Genomic DNA, 17,648 nt, shown 5'->3' with positions numbered 1-17,648 from the left:
CTCAACCTCCCTGCACGAACAGCCGTGCCCGCGCCCCGCGCCATAAAATAACCAGAGGCACGATGAGCAGCACAAACCACAAAAGCTGTACGCCCAGCACTTCATATACGGCACTACCGGTTACTTTGCCTGTGAACACGGCTCCGGGCAAATAAGTAATTGCTTGAAAAGGCAGCAGCTTCAACAGCCCTTCCGCCCACCCCGGGAAGAACGAAACCGGAACGACTAGCCCGGAGAAAAGATCGACGGCAACCCGCTTCATGCGCATCATGCCCTCATTATTTTCAAGAAAGAACGCGAACAGTCCGGTAATAATATTGATCTGCGAATTGATTAAAAAGCTCATAAACAGCATGAGCAGGAAGATTCCCCACACTCCGGGATCCGTAGGCAGACTAACCGGAAATAAGAACGAAACAATAACCATCCCCGGCGTGGAGAACAACAGCAAACGAAATACGCCTTCGCCCAAGCCCTGCATCATTTTTACAATAATATAGTTATAAGGGCGGATAAATTGGATAGCTACGCTGCCGTCCTTGATTTCATTGGCAATCTCCCGGTCCAGATTGTTGAAATAAAACGCGCGGGCCATCCAGGATACGGCCACATAGGTCGTCATTTGGGCTACGGTCATGCCGCCTAAGGATTCGCTGGCTCCATAAATGGCCTTCCACAGAAAATAATAGGCGCCAATATTTAGGGCATAAATGATAATACCGCTGTAATAGTTAACACGATAAGCAAGCATCATTAAAAAACGGATGCGGATCATATCCAGATAAGCATTAAGCATGAACGTTCACTCCCTGCTCCGCCGCCGCTGGAACGGTCTTGGCTTCAGCCGAGCCGGACTTATAAATTTCTCGCACGATATCATCGGTATTCGTCTCTACGATCTTGATGTCATCAATACTCATCACACCGACAATACGGCTCAGCACCTCGGACACGTTGGCTTTTTCCAGAGGAATCCATACCTTGGCGTTCCGGCTGCTCTCGAGCGTCCATTCCACCTCAAGCCCTCGGGTCAGCTCGCCAAGCTGCTCGAGGGATACCGGATCGGTAAACTGAAGGATGACTTCCTTGCCTTTCCCCCAGGTTGCCTTGAGCTCCTCCAGGCCGCCATCGTAGATGATATTGCCGTCATCGAGCATAATGACTCGGGAGCACAGCGCTTCAATATCCTGAAGATCATGCGTCGTCAACAAAATCGTCGTTTCGTAACGCTGGTTCATCTGCTTCAAAAACTCGCGGATTTCCGTCTTGACCATAATATCGAGACCGATCGTCGGTTCGTCCAGAAACAGAATCTTAGGATTATGCAGCAGCGAGGCCGCCAGCTCACAGCGCATCCGCTGCCCCAGGCTGAGCTTGCGGACCGGACGGGCCAACAGCTCCGACAGCTGGAGACGCTCAACGAGCTCATCCAGTCGCTGCTTGAAGTCCGACTCCGAGACGCGGTATACCTTTTTTAACAATTGGAACGATTCAATGACACCGATATCCCACCACAGCTGGCTGCGTTGTCCGAACACGACGCCGATGCCGCGCACGAACTTTTCCCGTTCCTGGTACGGAATGTACCCGTTCACGCGGATATCCCCGGCTGTCGGGACCAGAATCCCTGTCAGCATTTTGATCGTTGTCGATTTACCGGCGCCGTTCTCGCCTATATAACCGCAAATTTCTCCCTGGGGAATAGAGAAGCTGATGTCCTTTACAGCTCGGACCTGGCTGTATTCCCTGCGGAACAAGTCCTGAACCGCCCCTTTTAGACCTTCGCGGCTTTTCTGGACTTTAAAGTCTTTTCGAAGATTGTTTACTTCTATCGCGTGCATGTTTTCCTCCTGATGACCGTATTCGGTGATGGTGTTCGGGTGTGTATCCTTATCTTAATACAGGTGCTGCAAAGCATGTCTGAATGTGACGAAACTTGCTATGACGAAACCGATCAAATTATAATGGAAACATCACCTGTCTCGCGAATCCATTACTATCAATGTCCAGGTGCTTAACCGTACTCTTGGTCGCAAGCCGTTTTGCGGTTGCTTCGCTGTCTTTCCGATCATTTCGTCTCATCCGTTTATGATAGCGATTCGCGTGGTAAGTACAAAGTAACAGGACTTTTTTCCCGTTGGATCGACACATCTTGACGTCACTAAGCTTTCCTGTATCCTCCATGCATGTTCCTGCTGTATTGTCAAAACCTATACGTTATGATACACGAACCCGATGCAAAGGAAAAGCGGCTGACAACTTAAGGAAAGGAAGGATCAGATGGCCAGGAAAATCAAATGGGCGTTACTCACTACAGTGCTTCTGCTCTTCGTAGGGGTCGGATATTATACATACGCATTTTTACATTTTGCCAACAACATTCAATCGAAGCCGGACAATGACAAGCTTTTTAGCGGAATTACGGCGAAGAGCACGACTAAGGTGTCCGAGACGTATACCCCGCCCAAATGGGAAGGCAAGCAGAGAGTCAACGTTCTGCTGCTCGGTGGAGATTCCCGCGGTCTGAAAAAAAATGAAATTCCGCGATCGGATACGCTGATGGTCGCTTCCATCGATCCGGTTACGAAAAAGGCCTCCTTATTTTCTATTCTGAGAGATACGTATGTGAAGATTCCCGGTCAAGGCGAAGACCGCATCAACGCCGCTTTGGCGCTTGGCGGGCCTAACCTGGCTATGAAAACCGTCAGCGATCTTATGGGAATCCCGATTCAATACTATGTTTACACCGATTTTAAAGGCTTCATTGCGCTGGTGGACGCTATTGACGGAATTGATCTGTACGTTGAAAAGGATATGAAATATTCCGATGCCGAGGACGGCCATGAATACGATATTAACTTGAAAAAGGGAATGCAGCATCTGAACGGCAAAACCGCTCTGCAATACGTCCGGTTCCGCCACGATGCCATGAGCGATTTCTCCCGGACGGAGCGGCAGCGCAAATTTATTCAAGCCGTCGTTCAAAAGATGCAGACCACCTCGTCGCTGCTCAAGCTTCCCAAAATTTTGAACAGCATTGATCCTTATATCGAGACCAACTTGACGACAACCGATATGCTGAAGCTCGGATCCCTCGGATACGAAGCAAAGGCCGAAGGCATGAACAGCCAGCAAATCCCTCCCTCCGAGCTGTTAATCGAAAAGCGCGTGGGCGGTGCCGAGGTACTGTCCGTCAACAAGGATAAACTGCAGGCTTATGTCAAAGCCTTATTGGAAGGCCGCGATCCTTCCGCTTCAGACAAGGTGCCCGCCTCCAACGGAAAAAGCGGCAGCGGTTCGAACGGCAGCAAAACCGGCAGCGGATCGGCCGTATTGTCCAGTACCCCAGGCAGCGGAGCCATTCATAAGTAGCCCATCACAGCATGGTACAAACAGAGGAACTTTGGAGGCTTGCCTCCGGTTCCTTTTTTTACCGCATGAACACCAACTCTTTCAATTTGATTGTACCGCAGCCTTTTTAGCCGATCATACCTTTATGAAAGAGCGCCGATAGACGTTATCTCCCTCTATAGCATAGAAAAAGTTCAATTTCCTCCCTGAGTTCCTTCAAAATGCGCGATTTGTCCCGAATATGAAAACCGGCTGAGGTTTTCATTGGCTTTGAAACTATCTATAATGAAAAGATAGGTATTTCTCGGCAGTCAGTAACTCCCATCATGGTTTAAGGAGATGTTCGGAATGATTCCTATTTATACAGTCGATGCGTTTACCTCTACCCCCTTTGCCGGAAATCCGGCAGCGGTGTGCATTCTTCAGGAATTCCCGTCCGACGATGCATGGCTTAAAAAGATCGCGGCTGAGATGAACTTATCCGAGACCGCCTTTCTCTGTCCGATGGAAGGCTCCGGAAATTACCAGCTGCGTTGGTTTACCCCCGAAAAGGAGGTCGACCTATGCGGCCATGCGACTCTGGCCAGCGCTAAAGTGCTGTGGGAGAGCGGAGTAGCCTACAGGATCGAGCAGCTTCGCTTCCATACCAAGAGCGGCTTATTGACTGCCAAACGGCTGGATGGCGGAATCGAGCTGAACTTTCCCGCAGAGCCGGTCGTTCCTTGCACTGCCCCTCCCCAATTGGAGGAAGCGATCGGTTTCAAACCCCAGGCTGTCTACCGCAATCGGATGGATATGTTGATCGAAGCGGACCATGAACAAGCCTTGCGCGAGCTTAAGCCGGATTTCCGGCTGTTAAAGGAGATCCCTGCGCGAGGATTGATCGTAACGTGCCGCTCCGATAATCCGGACTATGATTTCGTCTCCCGCTGCTTCTACCCTTCCTTAGGCATTAATGAAGATCCGGTTACCGGATCGGCTCACTGCGCACTGGCTCCCTATTGGCAGGAAAAGCTGAATAAAAAACAATTCACGGCCCTTCAGCTCTCGGCAAGAACCGGCGTGTTGAAGCTCCGTCTCACGGATAACCGCGTGCATATCCAGGGACAGGCCGTCATTATGGTCAAAGGACTTTTGCTTCATTAAGCTGGAGCTTCTTTCCTTGACCGAAACAAACATAAAAGGAGTATCACTCATGACATCCCCCCATCTGACAACGAACGCAAAACCGCGTTCCGAAGCATTGTATAAAGAAGCTCTGGAACATATCGTAGGCGGCGTGAACAGCCCCTCCCGCTCCTTCAAGGCCGTCGGCGGCGGAGCCCCCGTATTTATGAAGCGGGGGCAAGGAGCTTACTTCTGGGACGAGGACGGCAATCGCTACATTGATTACCTTGCGGCGTACGGTCCGATTATTCTAGGCCATGCCCATCCTCATGTTACAGCGGCTATCTGCCGCGCGGCAGAGAACGGCACCTTATACGGAACACCGACAGAGCTCGAGATCGAGTTCGCCCGTATGATCAAAGCTGCCATCCCATCGCTCGATAAGGTCCGCTTCGTGAACTCCGGTACCGAAGCGGTTATGACGACGATCCGTGTCGCCAGAGCTTACACGGGACGCAACAAGATTATCAAATTCGCCGGCTGTTACCATGGCCACTCTGACCTGGTGCTTGTGGCGGCAGGAAGCGGTCCGTCCACTCTCGGCATTCCGGACAGCGCCGGCATTCCCATGAGCATTGCCAACGAGGTCATTACCGTTCCGTTTAACGACCTCGAAGCGCTCCAGGCAGCGCTTGAGCGCTGGGGTGACGACGTAGCCGCGGTAATGGTGGAGCCGATCGTCGGCAACTTCGGCATGGTGATGCCGAAGCCAGGCTTCCTCGAGGGGCTGTGCGCCGCGGCAAGGAACAACGGTTCCCTCGTCATCTATGACGAGGTCATCACGGCGTTCCGCTTCCATTACGGCGCGGCGCAGACGTTCGATGGCCTGGAGGCCCCTAGCCTCGCAGCCATCGAGCCGGACCTGACGGCCCTGGGCAAAATCATCGGCGGGGGACTGCCGATCGGAGCCTACGGGGGCCGTAAGGACATCATGGCGCAGGTAGCGCCTTTAGGCCCGGCTTACCAAGCCGGGACGATGGCAGGCAACCCTGCGTCGATCTCCGCAGGCATCGCATGCCTGCAGGCATTGCAGGAGCCGGGAGTCTACGACCGGCTCGATAAGCTGGCCGCCATGCTGGAGGCCGGCCTGGCTGAAGCCGCCGGCAAGCACGGCGTCGCGCTGACGATCAATCGCATCCGGGGCTCCCTGTCCACGCATTTCTGCGATCATCCGGTTACCAATTACGATGAGGCGCAGGATACGGACGGCGAGCAGTTCGCACGCTTCTTCCGGCTGATGCTCGAGCAAGGCATTTGCCTCGCTCCATCCAAATATGAGGCTTGGTTCATGACCACGGCCCATACGGAAGACGATATCGCCTACACGATCCGGGCCGCGGAACATTCCTTTGCAAGAATGGCCGCCGAACGTACCTTATAATAGAACATTAGAGAGAGAAGGACCCCTATTTCCAAAATAGCGGTCCTTCTTTGTAAACTAATCTGACCCGACCCGTTTTTTCTCAAATATTCAAGCATCGTTCGGGTAATAACTAACGTTAATTAGGCTGATAAAAACCTTTTTTCCTAGATATGGCGTACCTCCTCTTGACCATGCTCAGAAAATAAAATTTTTGTAAAGAAAGCTTCCACGATACAAATATTGGCGATAAAACCGAACTATACATACGCTTCCTTAATTATTCGTTCGTTTTTAGCATTTCGACAGTTTTCGCTCTTTTTTTGCCTTTATTCACCAATTATGCAAAATAGATAGCGCTTTCATCCGATCATTCCATTGATTGTTCTATTGTGCAACCAGCAATTTCGTGATATTCTATTAATACTTTATTTTGTAAGAAAATCGGCTATTTTATAAGGTTTTTGGCATGTTTTCCGTATCGATATGCGCTAATTTCGTCGATGAAGGCAGCTTTATTTTTTTCGCAGCCTCGCACATCAACGCTTTGCAGCGCCTACGGTAAGCAGTAGCAGAATGTGGTTATGCATGAATAATGTATATTTATTCATCGGTATTTTTATCGATGAGTTTGTCCGCTTTCTTATCGCCGCAGTGACATGAACAAACCTTGCTGGATGACGATTTAGGACTCGCATACTTTTATTGGGAGGTGACGGTCAGCCTGCTGACCACAAAAATGAATGAAGTAATGCGCAATGAAGGCCGTTTTCAGAATTTGCTAGGTACCGAGCACGATAGCTGCGGTATCATCTGTATCGTGGAAAAGGACGGTTTCCCATCCCGCGATAACATTCGGAAGACGATTGAAGCTCTTGTCAAAATGGAACATCGTTCGGGATTTATTAACGGCGAAGGAGACGGTTGCGGTATTTTGACCGACATTCCTAGAGCTCTGTGGGAGAAAAAGCTGAATGACGCCGGTCTTGACGGCAAGCTTGCCTACGACGGCCGCTTTTCCGTTGCCCACATTTTTGTTCCGCGCAAGCTGGACATCTCCGTGGCTGACATGCAAAAAGGTATTCGCGAGCTGTTTGCCCAATTTAACGTTTCTATTATATTGGAACAAGAAAATCAAGTAGATAGCAGCGTCCTTGGGGAAAACGGCCGCAATGACGAGCCGACCTTCTGGCAAATCGCTGCAATGTGTGACAAGCAGGAAGTCGTCGTAGCGGATCATTTGTTCGAGCTGCATGTAGCTATTGAAGCACGCTACCACGTTCATGTCGCTACACTGAGCAATGTAACCGCCGCTTATAAAGTGATGGGTGCTGCCAGCATTCTTCCTAAATATTATAACGATACCCGCGACCCGCTTTTTGCGGCCCAGGTTACGATCGGTCACAACCGTTATTCCACAAACACTCAATCCAGCTTTTTCCGTGTTCAACCGTTCTCTCTGCTCGGCCATAACGGAGAAATCAATACCGTTAAAAAAATGCGTCTCGAAGCAGACATGGTTGGCGTGCAGCTTGTTGAGAGCGGCAGCGACTCCCAGGACATGAACCGTACGATCGAGACCTTTATCCACCGCTTCGGCATCAGCTTGTTTGAGGCGATGGAAATCGTATTCCCTCCTATTATTAATGAAATGAAGCAATTCCGTCCTGAATTGCAAGACTTGTATGTTTACTATCGCCAAATCTGGGGTCACTTTGCTCAAGGCCCTGCCGGTATCGTATCCCGTTACGATAATGAATGTATTTTCAGCGTAGATGCGCTCGGCCTTCGTCCAGTATGGATGGTAGAGAGCGAAACATCGCTGTACTTCTCCTCCGAGCAAGGGGTTATCACGGTAGATGAAATGGTGGCTGATCCAAAACCGATCGCTCCAGGCGAAAAAGTCGGTGTCGTTCTGACACCAGGCGAGCATGTTCAAGTGATTCCTTACTCCGGCGTTCAATCCTTGGTATACGAGCGCGCAAGCAAACGTATTGACTTTACGGGCATGCGTAAGCATTTGAAGGATACGCTGCCGGCGGTAGAAGCTGCTTCTCAAGAGGATGCCGTCGTTACCGACGCTCTGTACAGCGCATTCGGTTGGGACCGTGAAGGCATTCAGATGATCGAGACCATGTCCGAAACCGGCGCGGAGCCGATCCGTTCACTTGGTCACGACGGCCCGCATGCATGCATCAACTGGGAGCGTCAGAACATTCCGGATTTCATTAAAGAAAGCGTTGCAGTCGTAACGAACCCTGCCATTGACCGTGACCGCGAGATGGAGCACTTCTCCACACGCGTTGTGGTTGGCCCTCGTCCAACCGTGTACGGCCAGCCGGATCAAAGCCTTCGCGTTGAATTGCTGACGCCGCTTGTACTTGAAGGCAGCAACGGTATCGATTCCTTGGCTGAGCTTGGCCAACCGAGCTTCGAGCAGCTTCGTGCGATGTTCAAGGCACAAGGAGATCAGGCAGTAGCGACCTTATCTCTTACCTTCGCTCGCGGCACATCCCTGAAGGATGCGCTGGATCAGCTGGCTGCGGATGCCGTAACTGCTGTTAAGAACGGTGCCGTATTACTGATTCTTGATGACGCTGCTGCTCATCAGAACGATCGTTTGTTCATGGATCCGCATCTGTCCGTATCCAAGGTCGATATCGCTCTGCGCGCGGAAAAATTGCAGTTCGGCGATAACCTGCGCCGTCATACGACCGTTGTGCTTCGCTCCGCTGCTATCCGCAACCTGCATGATATTGCTGTTGCATGCGGCTTGGGCGTGGATATCGTATCTCCTTACCTGCTGTTTGCAACCTCCGCTGTGAAGAACGGCGCGTCTGCAGCACGTAAAGTCTACACTGCATTAACTAAAGGCTTGGAAAAAGTCATTTCCACTATCGGTACTCACGAGCTTCGCGGCTATACCCGCTTCTTCTCGTCGATCGGCTTGAAGCCGGAAGTATCCGATGTGTTAGATATCGTGAACTACCTGGGCAGCGAGAATGCCGGTACCGGCTTTGCCGAGCTGGAAAAAGACGCGGAAGCCCGCTACAACGACTTTATGAATCCTAAAGCCAAAGCGGCTCGTAACTTCCACTTCTTCCAACGGATGTGGAAAGCGCTCGGAGAGGCAGCTGCCGGAACAGCTCCTTATTCCGACTACCGCGACAAGCTTCGTGAAGAAGAGAAGCGCAACCCGATCTCCATTCGTCACGTTGCCGACTTCAACTATGAGCTGGCTCATAAGGAAGGCCGCAAGCCATTGGATCCATCTCAGGTTGACATCGGTATCGGCGGTCATGATTTGCCTATGCTGATCTCCTCCATGTCGTTCGGTTCCCAGAACGAAACGGCGTTCCGCGCTTATGCAGAAGCCGGTGAGCGTCTGAACATGGTAACCATGAACGGCGAGGGCGGAGAAATTAAAGATATGCTCGGCCGTTACAAAAGAACACGCGGTGCCCAAGTTGCATCCGGTCGTTTTGGTATCAACGTAGAGCTGGCTAACGCCGTAGCTTTCCTTGAAATTAAAATCGGTCAAGGCGCGAAGCCGGGCGAAGGCGGTCACCTGCCGGGCTCCAAGGTTACCGCGAAGATCGCTGCCGCACGTAATGCGACCATCGGTTCCGATTTGATCTCGCCATCCAACAACCACGATATTTACTCTATCGAGGACTTGGCGCAAATCATTTCCGAGCTGAAAGAAGCAAGCGGCCGTAAGGCGAAAATCAACGTCAAGGTTCCTGTCGTACCAGGTATCGGTACAATTGCAGTCGGCGTTGCCAAAGCAGGCGCAGATGTTATCACCCTTTCCGGCTTCGACGGCGGTACAGGTGCTGCACGTATCCACTCCTTGACTCATGTAGGCTTGCCTACAGAAATCGGTACGAAATTGGCTCACGTAGCCTTGATCGAAGCCGGCTTGCGTCACAAAGTCGAGCTCTGGTCTGACGGCGGCTTGAAATCCGGTGCCGATGTAGTGAAAATGATGATGCTCGGTGCAAACCGCTGCGGCTTCGGCAGTATCTCCATGCAGGCTATCGGCTGCACAACATGCCGCGGCTGTCACCTGGATACTTGCCACGTAGGTATTGCAACACAAATTGACTCGATGGAGGAAGCGGAAGAAAAAGGTCTTCGCCGTTTCGTACCTCGTGTATTTGATACAGCAGTAGATTCGCTCGTTCGTCTGTTCGGCGGAATGGGCCAAGAAATTCGCGAAATTGTCGCTCAATTAGGCTTCTCCAGCGCCCAAGAGCTTGTCGGCCGTTCCGACCTGCTGCAGCAAATCAGCTGCCTGGATAAAATCGATTTGTCCGACATTTTGCGTCCGGCTCCGCTTTCCTTCGCAGCAGCGCATGAAGCTCAGCTGGAAGCTGCAGCAGCGGTATCCTCCGATATCCGTATTGCAGCAGGCGCTGAAGGTCAAGAATTCTTCCCGGATTCCTTATCCTTCGACGCTCCAATTTCCCGCAGATGGTCCAAGGTGGATGCGGAATCCCGTATTCTCGGAAGCCGCTACTCCAGCCATCGCGTAAGAGACCGTTTTGACGGCAGCTATGATCAATTGCCGCCAGTATCGCTTACTTTGACTGACGGTTCCGTACCGGGTAACGGCTTGGGTGCATTCAACGCACGCGGCGTTGACATTACGGTTCACGGCGGTGCTGAGGACGGCGTAGGTAAAATGTCGTTCGGCGGTAAAGTAGCGATCCTGAAATCGCAAGGCAGCCATGGTCAATTCATCAACGGTTCCGTTGGTAAATCGTTCGGCTACGGCGCTCAAAAAGGTCTGTTCCTGATCCAAGGCAACGCAGATACTCGTGCCTGCATCCGCTTCTCCGGTGCAGACGTCGTATTCGGCGGCGAGATTACTTCTCCGCTTGAAGATGAGCTGGGCGGACTTGCAAGCCGCGCGAACCTGAAAGGCTTCGCCTTCGAATACATGACCAATGGTCGTGCCGTTGTACTTGGCGACCCAGGTCCATGGATTTGTGCAGGGATGACCGGCGGTGTCATCTATCAGCGCCTGAACCCAGAAATGGGTATGGACGAAGCGGCTATTCAACGCCGTATCGCGAAAGGCGCGAAAGTGAAAATCGAGAAAGTCGGTTCGCAAAGCATCAAGGATCTGAACGAGCTGCTCGGCGCTTACCGCCAAGAGCTTGCCGCTTCCGGTCAAACTGAAGCAGCCGCGAAAGTCGATCACCTTCTCGCTAATCTCGAAACCAGCTTTGTGCGTATCGCTCCAGTGAACCTGCAAGCCGACCAATCGGTGGCTACAGAGTAATCCTGCGATCATAGGACTCATACGATCCCATCAGAACCTTTGTTCTGGTGGGATTTTTTTATGTCTTAAACTTTCGGGTCCCCCGCGATTTATCCAAATCACCTTCGCAGTCATCCCTCCATTACCCCGGATGTTTCTCTGATATCCCACTTTTATCACCTATAGCGCCGCGTTAGCGGCTTGGATGGCTTTATAGGGTTATTTGTCATAGATCGAATCTGTCGCTTTTTAATTATTAAAGAGTGTGTGCTATGTGCGGAAATCAGGAGGAGACCAAGAAGATAAGGACGATCCATTGGCGGATCGCAGGTGCGCGGAGTAACTGACGAGTTTAGAGCCTATATCTTAATTAGCGGAGCATTTACTAATCATGATAGGCCAGGCCTGCCTCCTAGCCTTGTATAAGCTTCTAACGCTATTATAACTTTCCTCACAAACAAGTATGGCAGCTTTTGCGGCAGCCTGGTGATCCCGCCCCTCCATGCCTGGGGAATCAGGCGAACCTGGTACCTCCTCTCTATCCAATCATTTACGTGGGCATATCTGTTTAATGTCGGAAAGGAATGAAGCGGCTTAGGAATAGCTGGAAGCTTTGCTTCCGAATGGAACGTCTCCGATTGCTGCAAATAAGCTACCGCATTTGCTGTTTCGACATGCTTAACGAAAAGCTCACCCATGCGGGAAGTCTGACACCATAGAAAACACATCCTGAAGCCTGCTTGTTGAATATCTTAAAAATCTTTTGCATTCCGTCAATAAGGTTTCTATTTTAATGGATGCATGCCGGATGCTCAATAAGGGGTTCTCTAAACAACTCATAATTGGTTGTTCCCTCCCATTCTATCGCATTTCATTGCCTGCCCCTATGCTTGACAAAGATAATCCCTGCACCAGCTACAACGGCCACCCCCGCTATCACAGCGAGGGCTATTTGTAATCCAACGTTGCTCTTGGAAATAACAACTGTCGTTTCTCCCAGAGTCGTTTCATCGAACGAGCTCGCTAACCCGGTATTGCCGCACAGCTTCGGACGCAGCTTCCCCTCATCTCTGCCTGCGAAAATGATATATTCCTCCCCTGCTTCAAACTCGGTCCAGTGGTTCTGATTTAATGTCACCGTCTCATGGAGGTCTCCCTTCCATACGGCAAGCACCTGAAATGTTAGCTTCTCCTTTGTTTCCGACAAAAGCCTTCCTTTGAACACGAGCTCGGAATAGTCCATCTCCTCCTTGGGAGGCCGAGGCGGCGCGCAGGATAGTGCGGAGACTGAAGGTATGGCAATCCCCCATAATAGTATTATCGCTAAGCATAGCCCTGCCCATTTCTTCATCTTTTGAATCCCCCTTCCTCAATACATTTATTCAATTCTTTTCCTGATGCCATTATAACGGTGAAAGTGCGGGTTATGTTGCAGATCAATTTTTCGAACAGCATATTAATCCTACATAGATCAACATAGGACCGGAAAAATGCAGTTTTAAAAAAATTCTCCCCCTAGGACCTTATTACAAAAAAAAGGAAGCCGGTTTCTCTTGTCAGAGAAGACAGCTTCCTTTTTAATGAAAGAATCTTATAATTTAGCCTTGTTTAGCCGCGCGGTAAGCCTCAATGTATTGAGCCGCTTTTTTCGCTACGAGGCTGTAATTGCGTTCTTTTACCGCTTCCGTGGTCAAGTCGGAACCAATACCTACCGCTACAGCACCGGCTTTAATCCAATCAGCCAGATTGCTGAGAGATACACCGCCTGTAGGCATGATGTTAGCCTGCGGCATAGGTCCTTTGATCGCCTTGATCGTCGAAGGCGAGTACAAATTGCCCGGGAACAGCTTCACGATGTCTACGCCAAGCTCCAGAGCTTGCTGGATCTCGTGAACCGTCATAACGCCCGGCATAACAGGCACACGGTACCGGTTGCACAGAGTCACCGTCGCAGGATTCAAAGAAGGGCCTACGACGAACTCGGAGCCGCTGAGGATCGCGGCGCGTGCCGTTTCCGGATCCAGCACGGTACCTACGCCGATGATCGCGTATTTGGACGGATCCTGCGTCGTGCTGGAATATTTTTTGGCAAGCGTCTCAATCGCTTGCAGAGCGAAAGGCACGGTCATCGTTACTTCGATGACCTTAATGCCGCCCTCGATGGCTTGTTCGGCCATCTCTACGACTTCCTCCGGCGTCTCGCCGCGTAGTACGGCAACGACACCTTCCGTAGTAATTTGTTGAAGCAGCTTTATTTTTTTCATATTGGGTTTCTCCGTTCCTTAGCATCTAGTTTGGAGCTGATCAATGAAACAATAAGCTGTTGCAATATAGCCGGACGCCCGGATCGATTCTGTTCTTAGCGCTCTACGTGCTTCACGTTATTCAGAACAGCCTCAACCTGCTCCCAAGTCGGGATACCTTCCCAGTCGCCTTCCATTTGTACAACCATGCTTCCGATCAAATTCCCGAGACGAACGGCTTCCACATGGCTGTAGCCCTTCAATAGACCGACGATAAATCCGGCGCAGAAGCCGTCTCCGGCTCCCACCGTATCTACGACTTGCTCCGCCTTGAAGTAAGGCACAGCAGTAATGCTGCCCTTCTCCACCACGTAGGTTTCGTCGTCTCCGCCTTTGACGATGCTCACCGCATCCAGTTCTCCCAGACGTTGAATGATCTCGTCAAAGCTCTCCGTTTGATACAGCAGCTTTAGCTCATCCAATCCCGGAAGGAAGTAATCGGCTTCCTTCGCCATATCGAGCAGTACTCCGCGTGCCTCTTCAATCGACCATAGCTTGAGGCGTAGGTTCGGATCGAAGCATACCTTCACACCGTGCTTGCGTGCAAGACGCATAGCCTCTTTGGCCGCCTCGCGGCAGGACTCGCTGAGTGCCGGTGTAATGCCGGTTACATGCAGGTATTTAGCCTGTTTAATATATTCCTCGTCCAGATGCTCCGGCTTCAGTGTGCTGGCTGCCGAGTTTTTGCGGTAGTAGTACACCGATGTTTTACCGGATACGACTTCGCGAAGCATCAGCCCTGTAGGAGCCTCTGTCGTAAGCTCAACACGCGAAACGTCAACGCCTTCGCCGCGGATTTTTTTCAGGATCATCCGTCCGAACGGATCTTTACCCAGGCGGCTGAACCAGCCTACGCGATGACCTAGACGGGCGACACCGATAGCCACATTGCTCTCCGCACCGCCGAACAGACCTTGAAATTGCGACGAATATTCAATTCCTTTGGTACCTGCAGGCATCATAAGCGCCATTGTTTCCCCAAAGGTAATGATCTCCGGTTGAAACATTTGAGTAGATCCTTGTTGTGCCGTCATTATCGGTTCATCCATCCGCCGTCAACGCAAAGCACGTGACCGTTCATATAGTCCGAAGCTGCGGAAGCCAGGAATACAGCAGGACCTTGCAAATCTTCTGTAGTGCCCCAACGACCAGCAGGAATACGAACCAAAATTTGCGAGCTGCGCTCTTCGTCTGCACGCAATGCAGCCGTGTTGTCTGTAGACATATATCCAGGTGCAATCGCGTTTACTTGAACGCCTTTGCTTGCCCATTCGTTTGCCAATGCTTTCGTAACACCTGCGATCGCATGCTTGGAAGCTGTATATCCAGGAACGTTGATACCGCCTTGGAAGCTCAGCATGGAAGCGATGTTAATGATTTTACCGGAGCCTTGCTTGATCATCTCGCGGCCTACCAATTGACACAAGAAGAACGATGCATTCAGGTTCAGGTTAATCACATCGTGCCAATCTTGAGCGGAATGATCTGCAGCAGGAGTACGACGAATAATCCCTGCATTATTAACCAAAATATCGATTTTACCGAATGCGTTCAGCGCTTCGCTGACAACGCGCGGATATTCTTTTTCATCGGACAGGTTCGCAACGATAGTGTGTACTTTGCGGCCCATAGCCTCGATTTTTTGTTGAGTCTCTCTATTGCGGTCATTGCTTGTAACAATCACGATATCGGCGCCCGCTTGCGCTAATCCCAAAGAGATTCCGCCACCAAGACCTACGGCTCCACCCGTTACAATAGCAACTTTGCCGGTCAAATCAAATAAATTCATCTCTACACCTCGTTTAAACGTTTTATATAATAACAAAACCCCAGTTCCTAGGGTTGTCCACACTTCTTATTATAAGTGAAGTACCCCTAATGTGCCATAGCGCCTATGAAAATTTCAGACTCATTCTTTCATAATTGGCAATTTTGCAATAATTTGTTCACTAATAAGATACCCCTAATTACAACGCGCATATCTCGATTTCAAACCCAAGATCTTCAATCATTCGATGATCTTCTGAAGTCTCCTGACCAGCGGTCGTTAAGTAATCTCCAACAAATACGGAATTCGCCGCATACAACCCGAGTGCTTGCAATGAGCGGAGGTTCAGCTCACGCCCCCCAGCAATTCGAATCTCCTTGGATGGATTCATAAATCGCATCAGAGCCAGCACCTTCAAGCATTGGCGAGGATTCAGCCCCTTCTGCCCCTCCAACGGCGTTCCGGGAATCGGATTCAAAAAGTTCACCGGAATCGAGTCCGCCTCCAATTCACGTAATGCATACGCCATTTCTACGATCTCCTCGTTCGTCTCTCCCATCCCGATGATACACCCTGAGCAAGGCGACATTCCTGCCGCTTTTGCCTTCTGTACCGTCTCCTGCCGGTCCTCATAGGTATGTGTCGTAGTAATGCTGGGAAAGTGGCGGCGGCTTGTATTCAAATTATGATTGTATCGGTCTACTCCTGCCTCCTTAAGCCGTACAGCCTGATCTTCCGCCAAAATCCCAAGACATGCGCATATTTTCAAAGGCATCGCTGCTTTTATCTCACGAACAGCTTCGATGACCTGATCCAGCTCTTTGCTTGTCGGGCCCTTTCCGCTGGCTACAATGCAGTATGTTCCAACCTTCATCTCCAACGCTTTGCGTGCGCCTTCTATCAGCGTTTCCTTTTCAAGCAGCGGGTACTTGGATATGGGCGCCTTCGATACGATCGATTGCGAACAGTACCCGCAGTCCTCCGGACATAGCCCGCTCTTCGCGTTAATAATCAGGTTCAGCTTTACTTTGTTTCCGTAATGATGATGTCTTACTTTGTACGCGCTGTTCATGATGGCCAGTAGTTCCTTATCTTCAGCCTCCAACACGGACAGTCCTTCCTCCATCGTTAACGGCTGTCCCCTCAGTGCTTTCTCCGCCAGTTCGTTCCAATCTGTATGTATTGTTTTCATAGGGTTCTCCTTTTATCGAATTCTTTTTTTATATAGGTCCAATACGGTTTGCCTCATACTCTATTTATTTTTAAATAGTCCAGGTAAATTGTCAACCATATTATTATATTTTAGGTTTACAATTAATTTGTAAGTATACTCCAATCCCCAAAAGCTCTATTCAAGCCCCCGTTCTGAATCGCTCTAAACCTACTGAGAGGACCCTAGAAGGTCCTTTTAAATGCGGTGAATAACCCCTTTATATTGGCTTACTATACTCACCCTTATGAGCGCTTTAACGCCTCTTAGTCAGTACATAAAAGTCACAATGGTTATCAGATTGTAAACCATCCAACCAAACTATCCATATTACCCCATTCTATACACTAATGAAGGCTGAATGCGTCGGTGGATACTGGCTTTCGAAACCTTATCCGATCCTGTATAGGCTGGTAAGTTTATAACTGATTATAGATCATTCATAACCTCATGATGTTCCCCGTTTGATTTAACAGCATCCGGCCCCATAACTCCAGATTACCTATACAATATAAAAAAACAGCACTTAAATCTCGTCTCCCTAAATGAAAGGAAAAGAATTTAAGGCTGCTAAATGTTAAGCTAGAGGTTTATTAAGAGCTGCAAACAAAATAAAAAACCATCCGCGATGGATGGCTGTGGTTTTATAAGAAGCGTCCCAGGAGGGATTCGAACCCCCGACCAACGGCTTAGAAGGCCGTTGCTCTATCCAGCTGAGCTACTGGAACATAAATATGGAGCGGGTGATGGGAATCGAACCCACGCTACCAGCTTGGAAGGCTGGAGTTCTACCATTGAACTACACCCGCTCAATACTATAGAAAACATTATGGTCGGGATGACACGATTCGAACATGCGACCCCCTGGTCCCAAACCAGGTGCTCTACCAAGCTGAGCTACATCCCGTTAATTATGGTGCCGGTAGAGGGACTTGAACCCCCACGGTTTCCCTCACGATTTTGAGTCGCGCGCGTCTGCCAATTCCGCCATACCGGCATTTCTGGAGCGGAAGACGGGAATCGAACCCGCGACCCTCGCCTTGGCAAGGCGATGCTCTACCGCTGAGCCACTTCCGCACATTTCAGAAAGAACAAGAATAATTATAAGATAATGTTTTCTAAAAAGCAAGTGTTTTTTGAGAGATTGGAGCGGAAGACGGGAATCGAACCCGCGACCCTCGCCTTGGCAAGGCGATGCTCTACCGCTGAGCCACTTCCGC

At 50.3% G+C, this 17,648-nt stretch carries 11 protein-coding genes and 6 tRNA genes; 4 read left to right on the top strand and 13 right to left on the bottom strand.

The features are described 5' to 3' along the window. Position 1 precedes the first annotated feature (1 nt). Both B1728_RS28380 and B1728_RS28375 read right to left on the bottom strand, forming a co-directional pair. Positions 2-796: an ABC transporter permease gene (locus tag B1728_RS28380; protein WP_079913805.1), complete on the bottom strand. Its 795-nt coding sequence runs from the start codon at positions 794-796 to the stop codon at positions 2-4. After that, positions 789-1,841 (bottom strand): ABC transporter ATP-binding protein, encoded by a 1,053-nt coding sequence (locus B1728_RS28375; protein ID WP_079913804.1) that lies wholly within the window; start codon positions 1,839-1,841, stop codon positions 789-791. Before B1728_RS28375 ends, B1728_RS28380 begins: the two co-directional genes overlap by 8 nt. A gap of 439 nt (positions 1,842-2,280) precedes the next feature. Between B1728_RS28375 and B1728_RS28365 the strand changes: the two genes are divergently transcribed. The 4 genes from B1728_RS28365 (at position 2,281) to B1728_RS28350 (ending at position 11,168) form a co-directional block, all read left to right on the top strand. After that, positions 2,281-3,372 carry an LCP family protein gene (locus B1728_RS28365; protein WP_079913802.1) on the top strand — a complete coding sequence of 364 codons (1,092 nt, stop codon included), beginning with the start codon at positions 2,281-2,283 and terminating at the stop codon, positions 3,370-3,372. A gap of 327 nt (positions 3,373-3,699) precedes the next feature. Next, entirely contained in the window at positions 3,700-4,497 is a 798-nt protein-coding gene (locus B1728_RS28360; RefSeq protein ID WP_079913801.1) for a PhzF family phenazine biosynthesis protein, read from the top strand. A gap of 49 nt (positions 4,498-4,546) precedes the next feature. After that, on the top strand, positions 4,547-5,899 hold the full coding sequence (locus B1728_RS28355; RefSeq protein WP_079913800.1) for a glutamate-1-semialdehyde 2,1-aminomutase: 1,353 nt from the start codon (positions 4,547-4,549) through the stop codon (positions 5,897-5,899). A gap of 730 nt (positions 5,900-6,629) precedes the next feature. After that, a complete protein-coding gene (locus B1728_RS28350) occupies positions 6,630-11,168 on the top strand; it encodes a glutamate synthase-related protein (protein ID WP_079913979.1) in 4,539 nt (1,512 codons plus the stop codon). Positions 11,169-12,018: 850 nt separating this feature from the next. On the opposite strand, the gene B1728_RS28340 is transcribed toward B1728_RS28350, so the two are convergent. The 11 genes from B1728_RS28340 to B1728_RS28290 form a co-directional block, all read right to left on the bottom strand. Continuing rightward, entirely contained in the window at positions 12,019-12,498 is a 480-nt protein-coding gene (locus tag B1728_RS28340) for a hypothetical protein (protein ID WP_144028040.1), read from the bottom strand. Positions 12,499-12,745: 247 nt separating this feature from the next. Then, positions 12,746-13,411, bottom strand: a complete 666-nt coding sequence (locus B1728_RS28335) for a bifunctional 2-keto-4-hydroxyglutarate aldolase/2-keto-3-deoxy-6-phosphogluconate aldolase (RefSeq protein WP_079913797.1) — start codon at positions 13,409-13,411, stop codon at positions 12,746-12,748. Between the two features lie 95 nt (positions 13,412-13,506). Beyond that, on the bottom strand, positions 13,507-14,484 hold the full coding sequence (locus B1728_RS28330; RefSeq protein WP_079913796.1) for a sugar kinase: 978 nt from the start codon (positions 14,482-14,484) through the stop codon (positions 13,507-13,509). Continuing rightward, on the bottom strand, positions 14,484-15,239 hold the full coding sequence (gene kduD / locus B1728_RS28325; RefSeq protein ID WP_079913795.1) for a 2-dehydro-3-deoxy-D-gluconate 5-dehydrogenase KduD: 756 nt from the start codon (positions 15,237-15,239) through the stop codon (positions 14,484-14,486). The genes B1728_RS28330 and kduD overlap by 1 nt, the downstream gene beginning before the upstream one ends. A gap of 178 nt (positions 15,240-15,417) precedes the next feature. Continuing rightward, positions 15,418-16,410, bottom strand: a complete 993-nt coding sequence (bioB, locus tag B1728_RS28320) for a biotin synthase BioB (RefSeq protein ID WP_079913794.1) — start codon at positions 16,408-16,410, stop codon at positions 15,418-15,420. Between the two features lie 672 nt (positions 16,411-17,082). Continuing rightward, positions 17,083-17,156, bottom strand: a tRNA-Arg gene (locus tag B1728_RS28315). 7 nt (positions 17,157-17,163) lie between these two features. Then, positions 17,164-17,237: transfer RNA gene (locus B1728_RS28310), tRNA-Gly, on the bottom strand. Positions 17,238-17,258: 21 nt separating this feature from the next. After that, positions 17,259-17,335 (bottom strand) — tRNA-Pro (locus B1728_RS28305). A gap of 7 nt (positions 17,336-17,342) precedes the next feature. Continuing rightward, positions 17,343-17,425 (bottom strand) — tRNA-Leu (locus B1728_RS28300). Positions 17,426-17,430: 5 nt separating this feature from the next. After that, positions 17,431-17,505, bottom strand: a tRNA-Gly gene (locus B1728_RS28295). A gap of 68 nt (positions 17,506-17,573) precedes the next feature. Beyond that, positions 17,574-17,648 (bottom strand) — tRNA-Gly (locus B1728_RS28290).

Origin of the sequence: Paenibacillus sp. 32352 (assembly GCF_002042965.1) — a bacterium.
Classification (GTDB): domain Bacteria; phylum Bacillota; class Bacilli; order Paenibacillales; family NBRC-103111; genus Paenibacillus_S; species Paenibacillus_S vulneris.
Note: the sequence above shows the minus strand (reverse complement) of the source record. Positions and strands in the feature narration are given on the sequence as shown.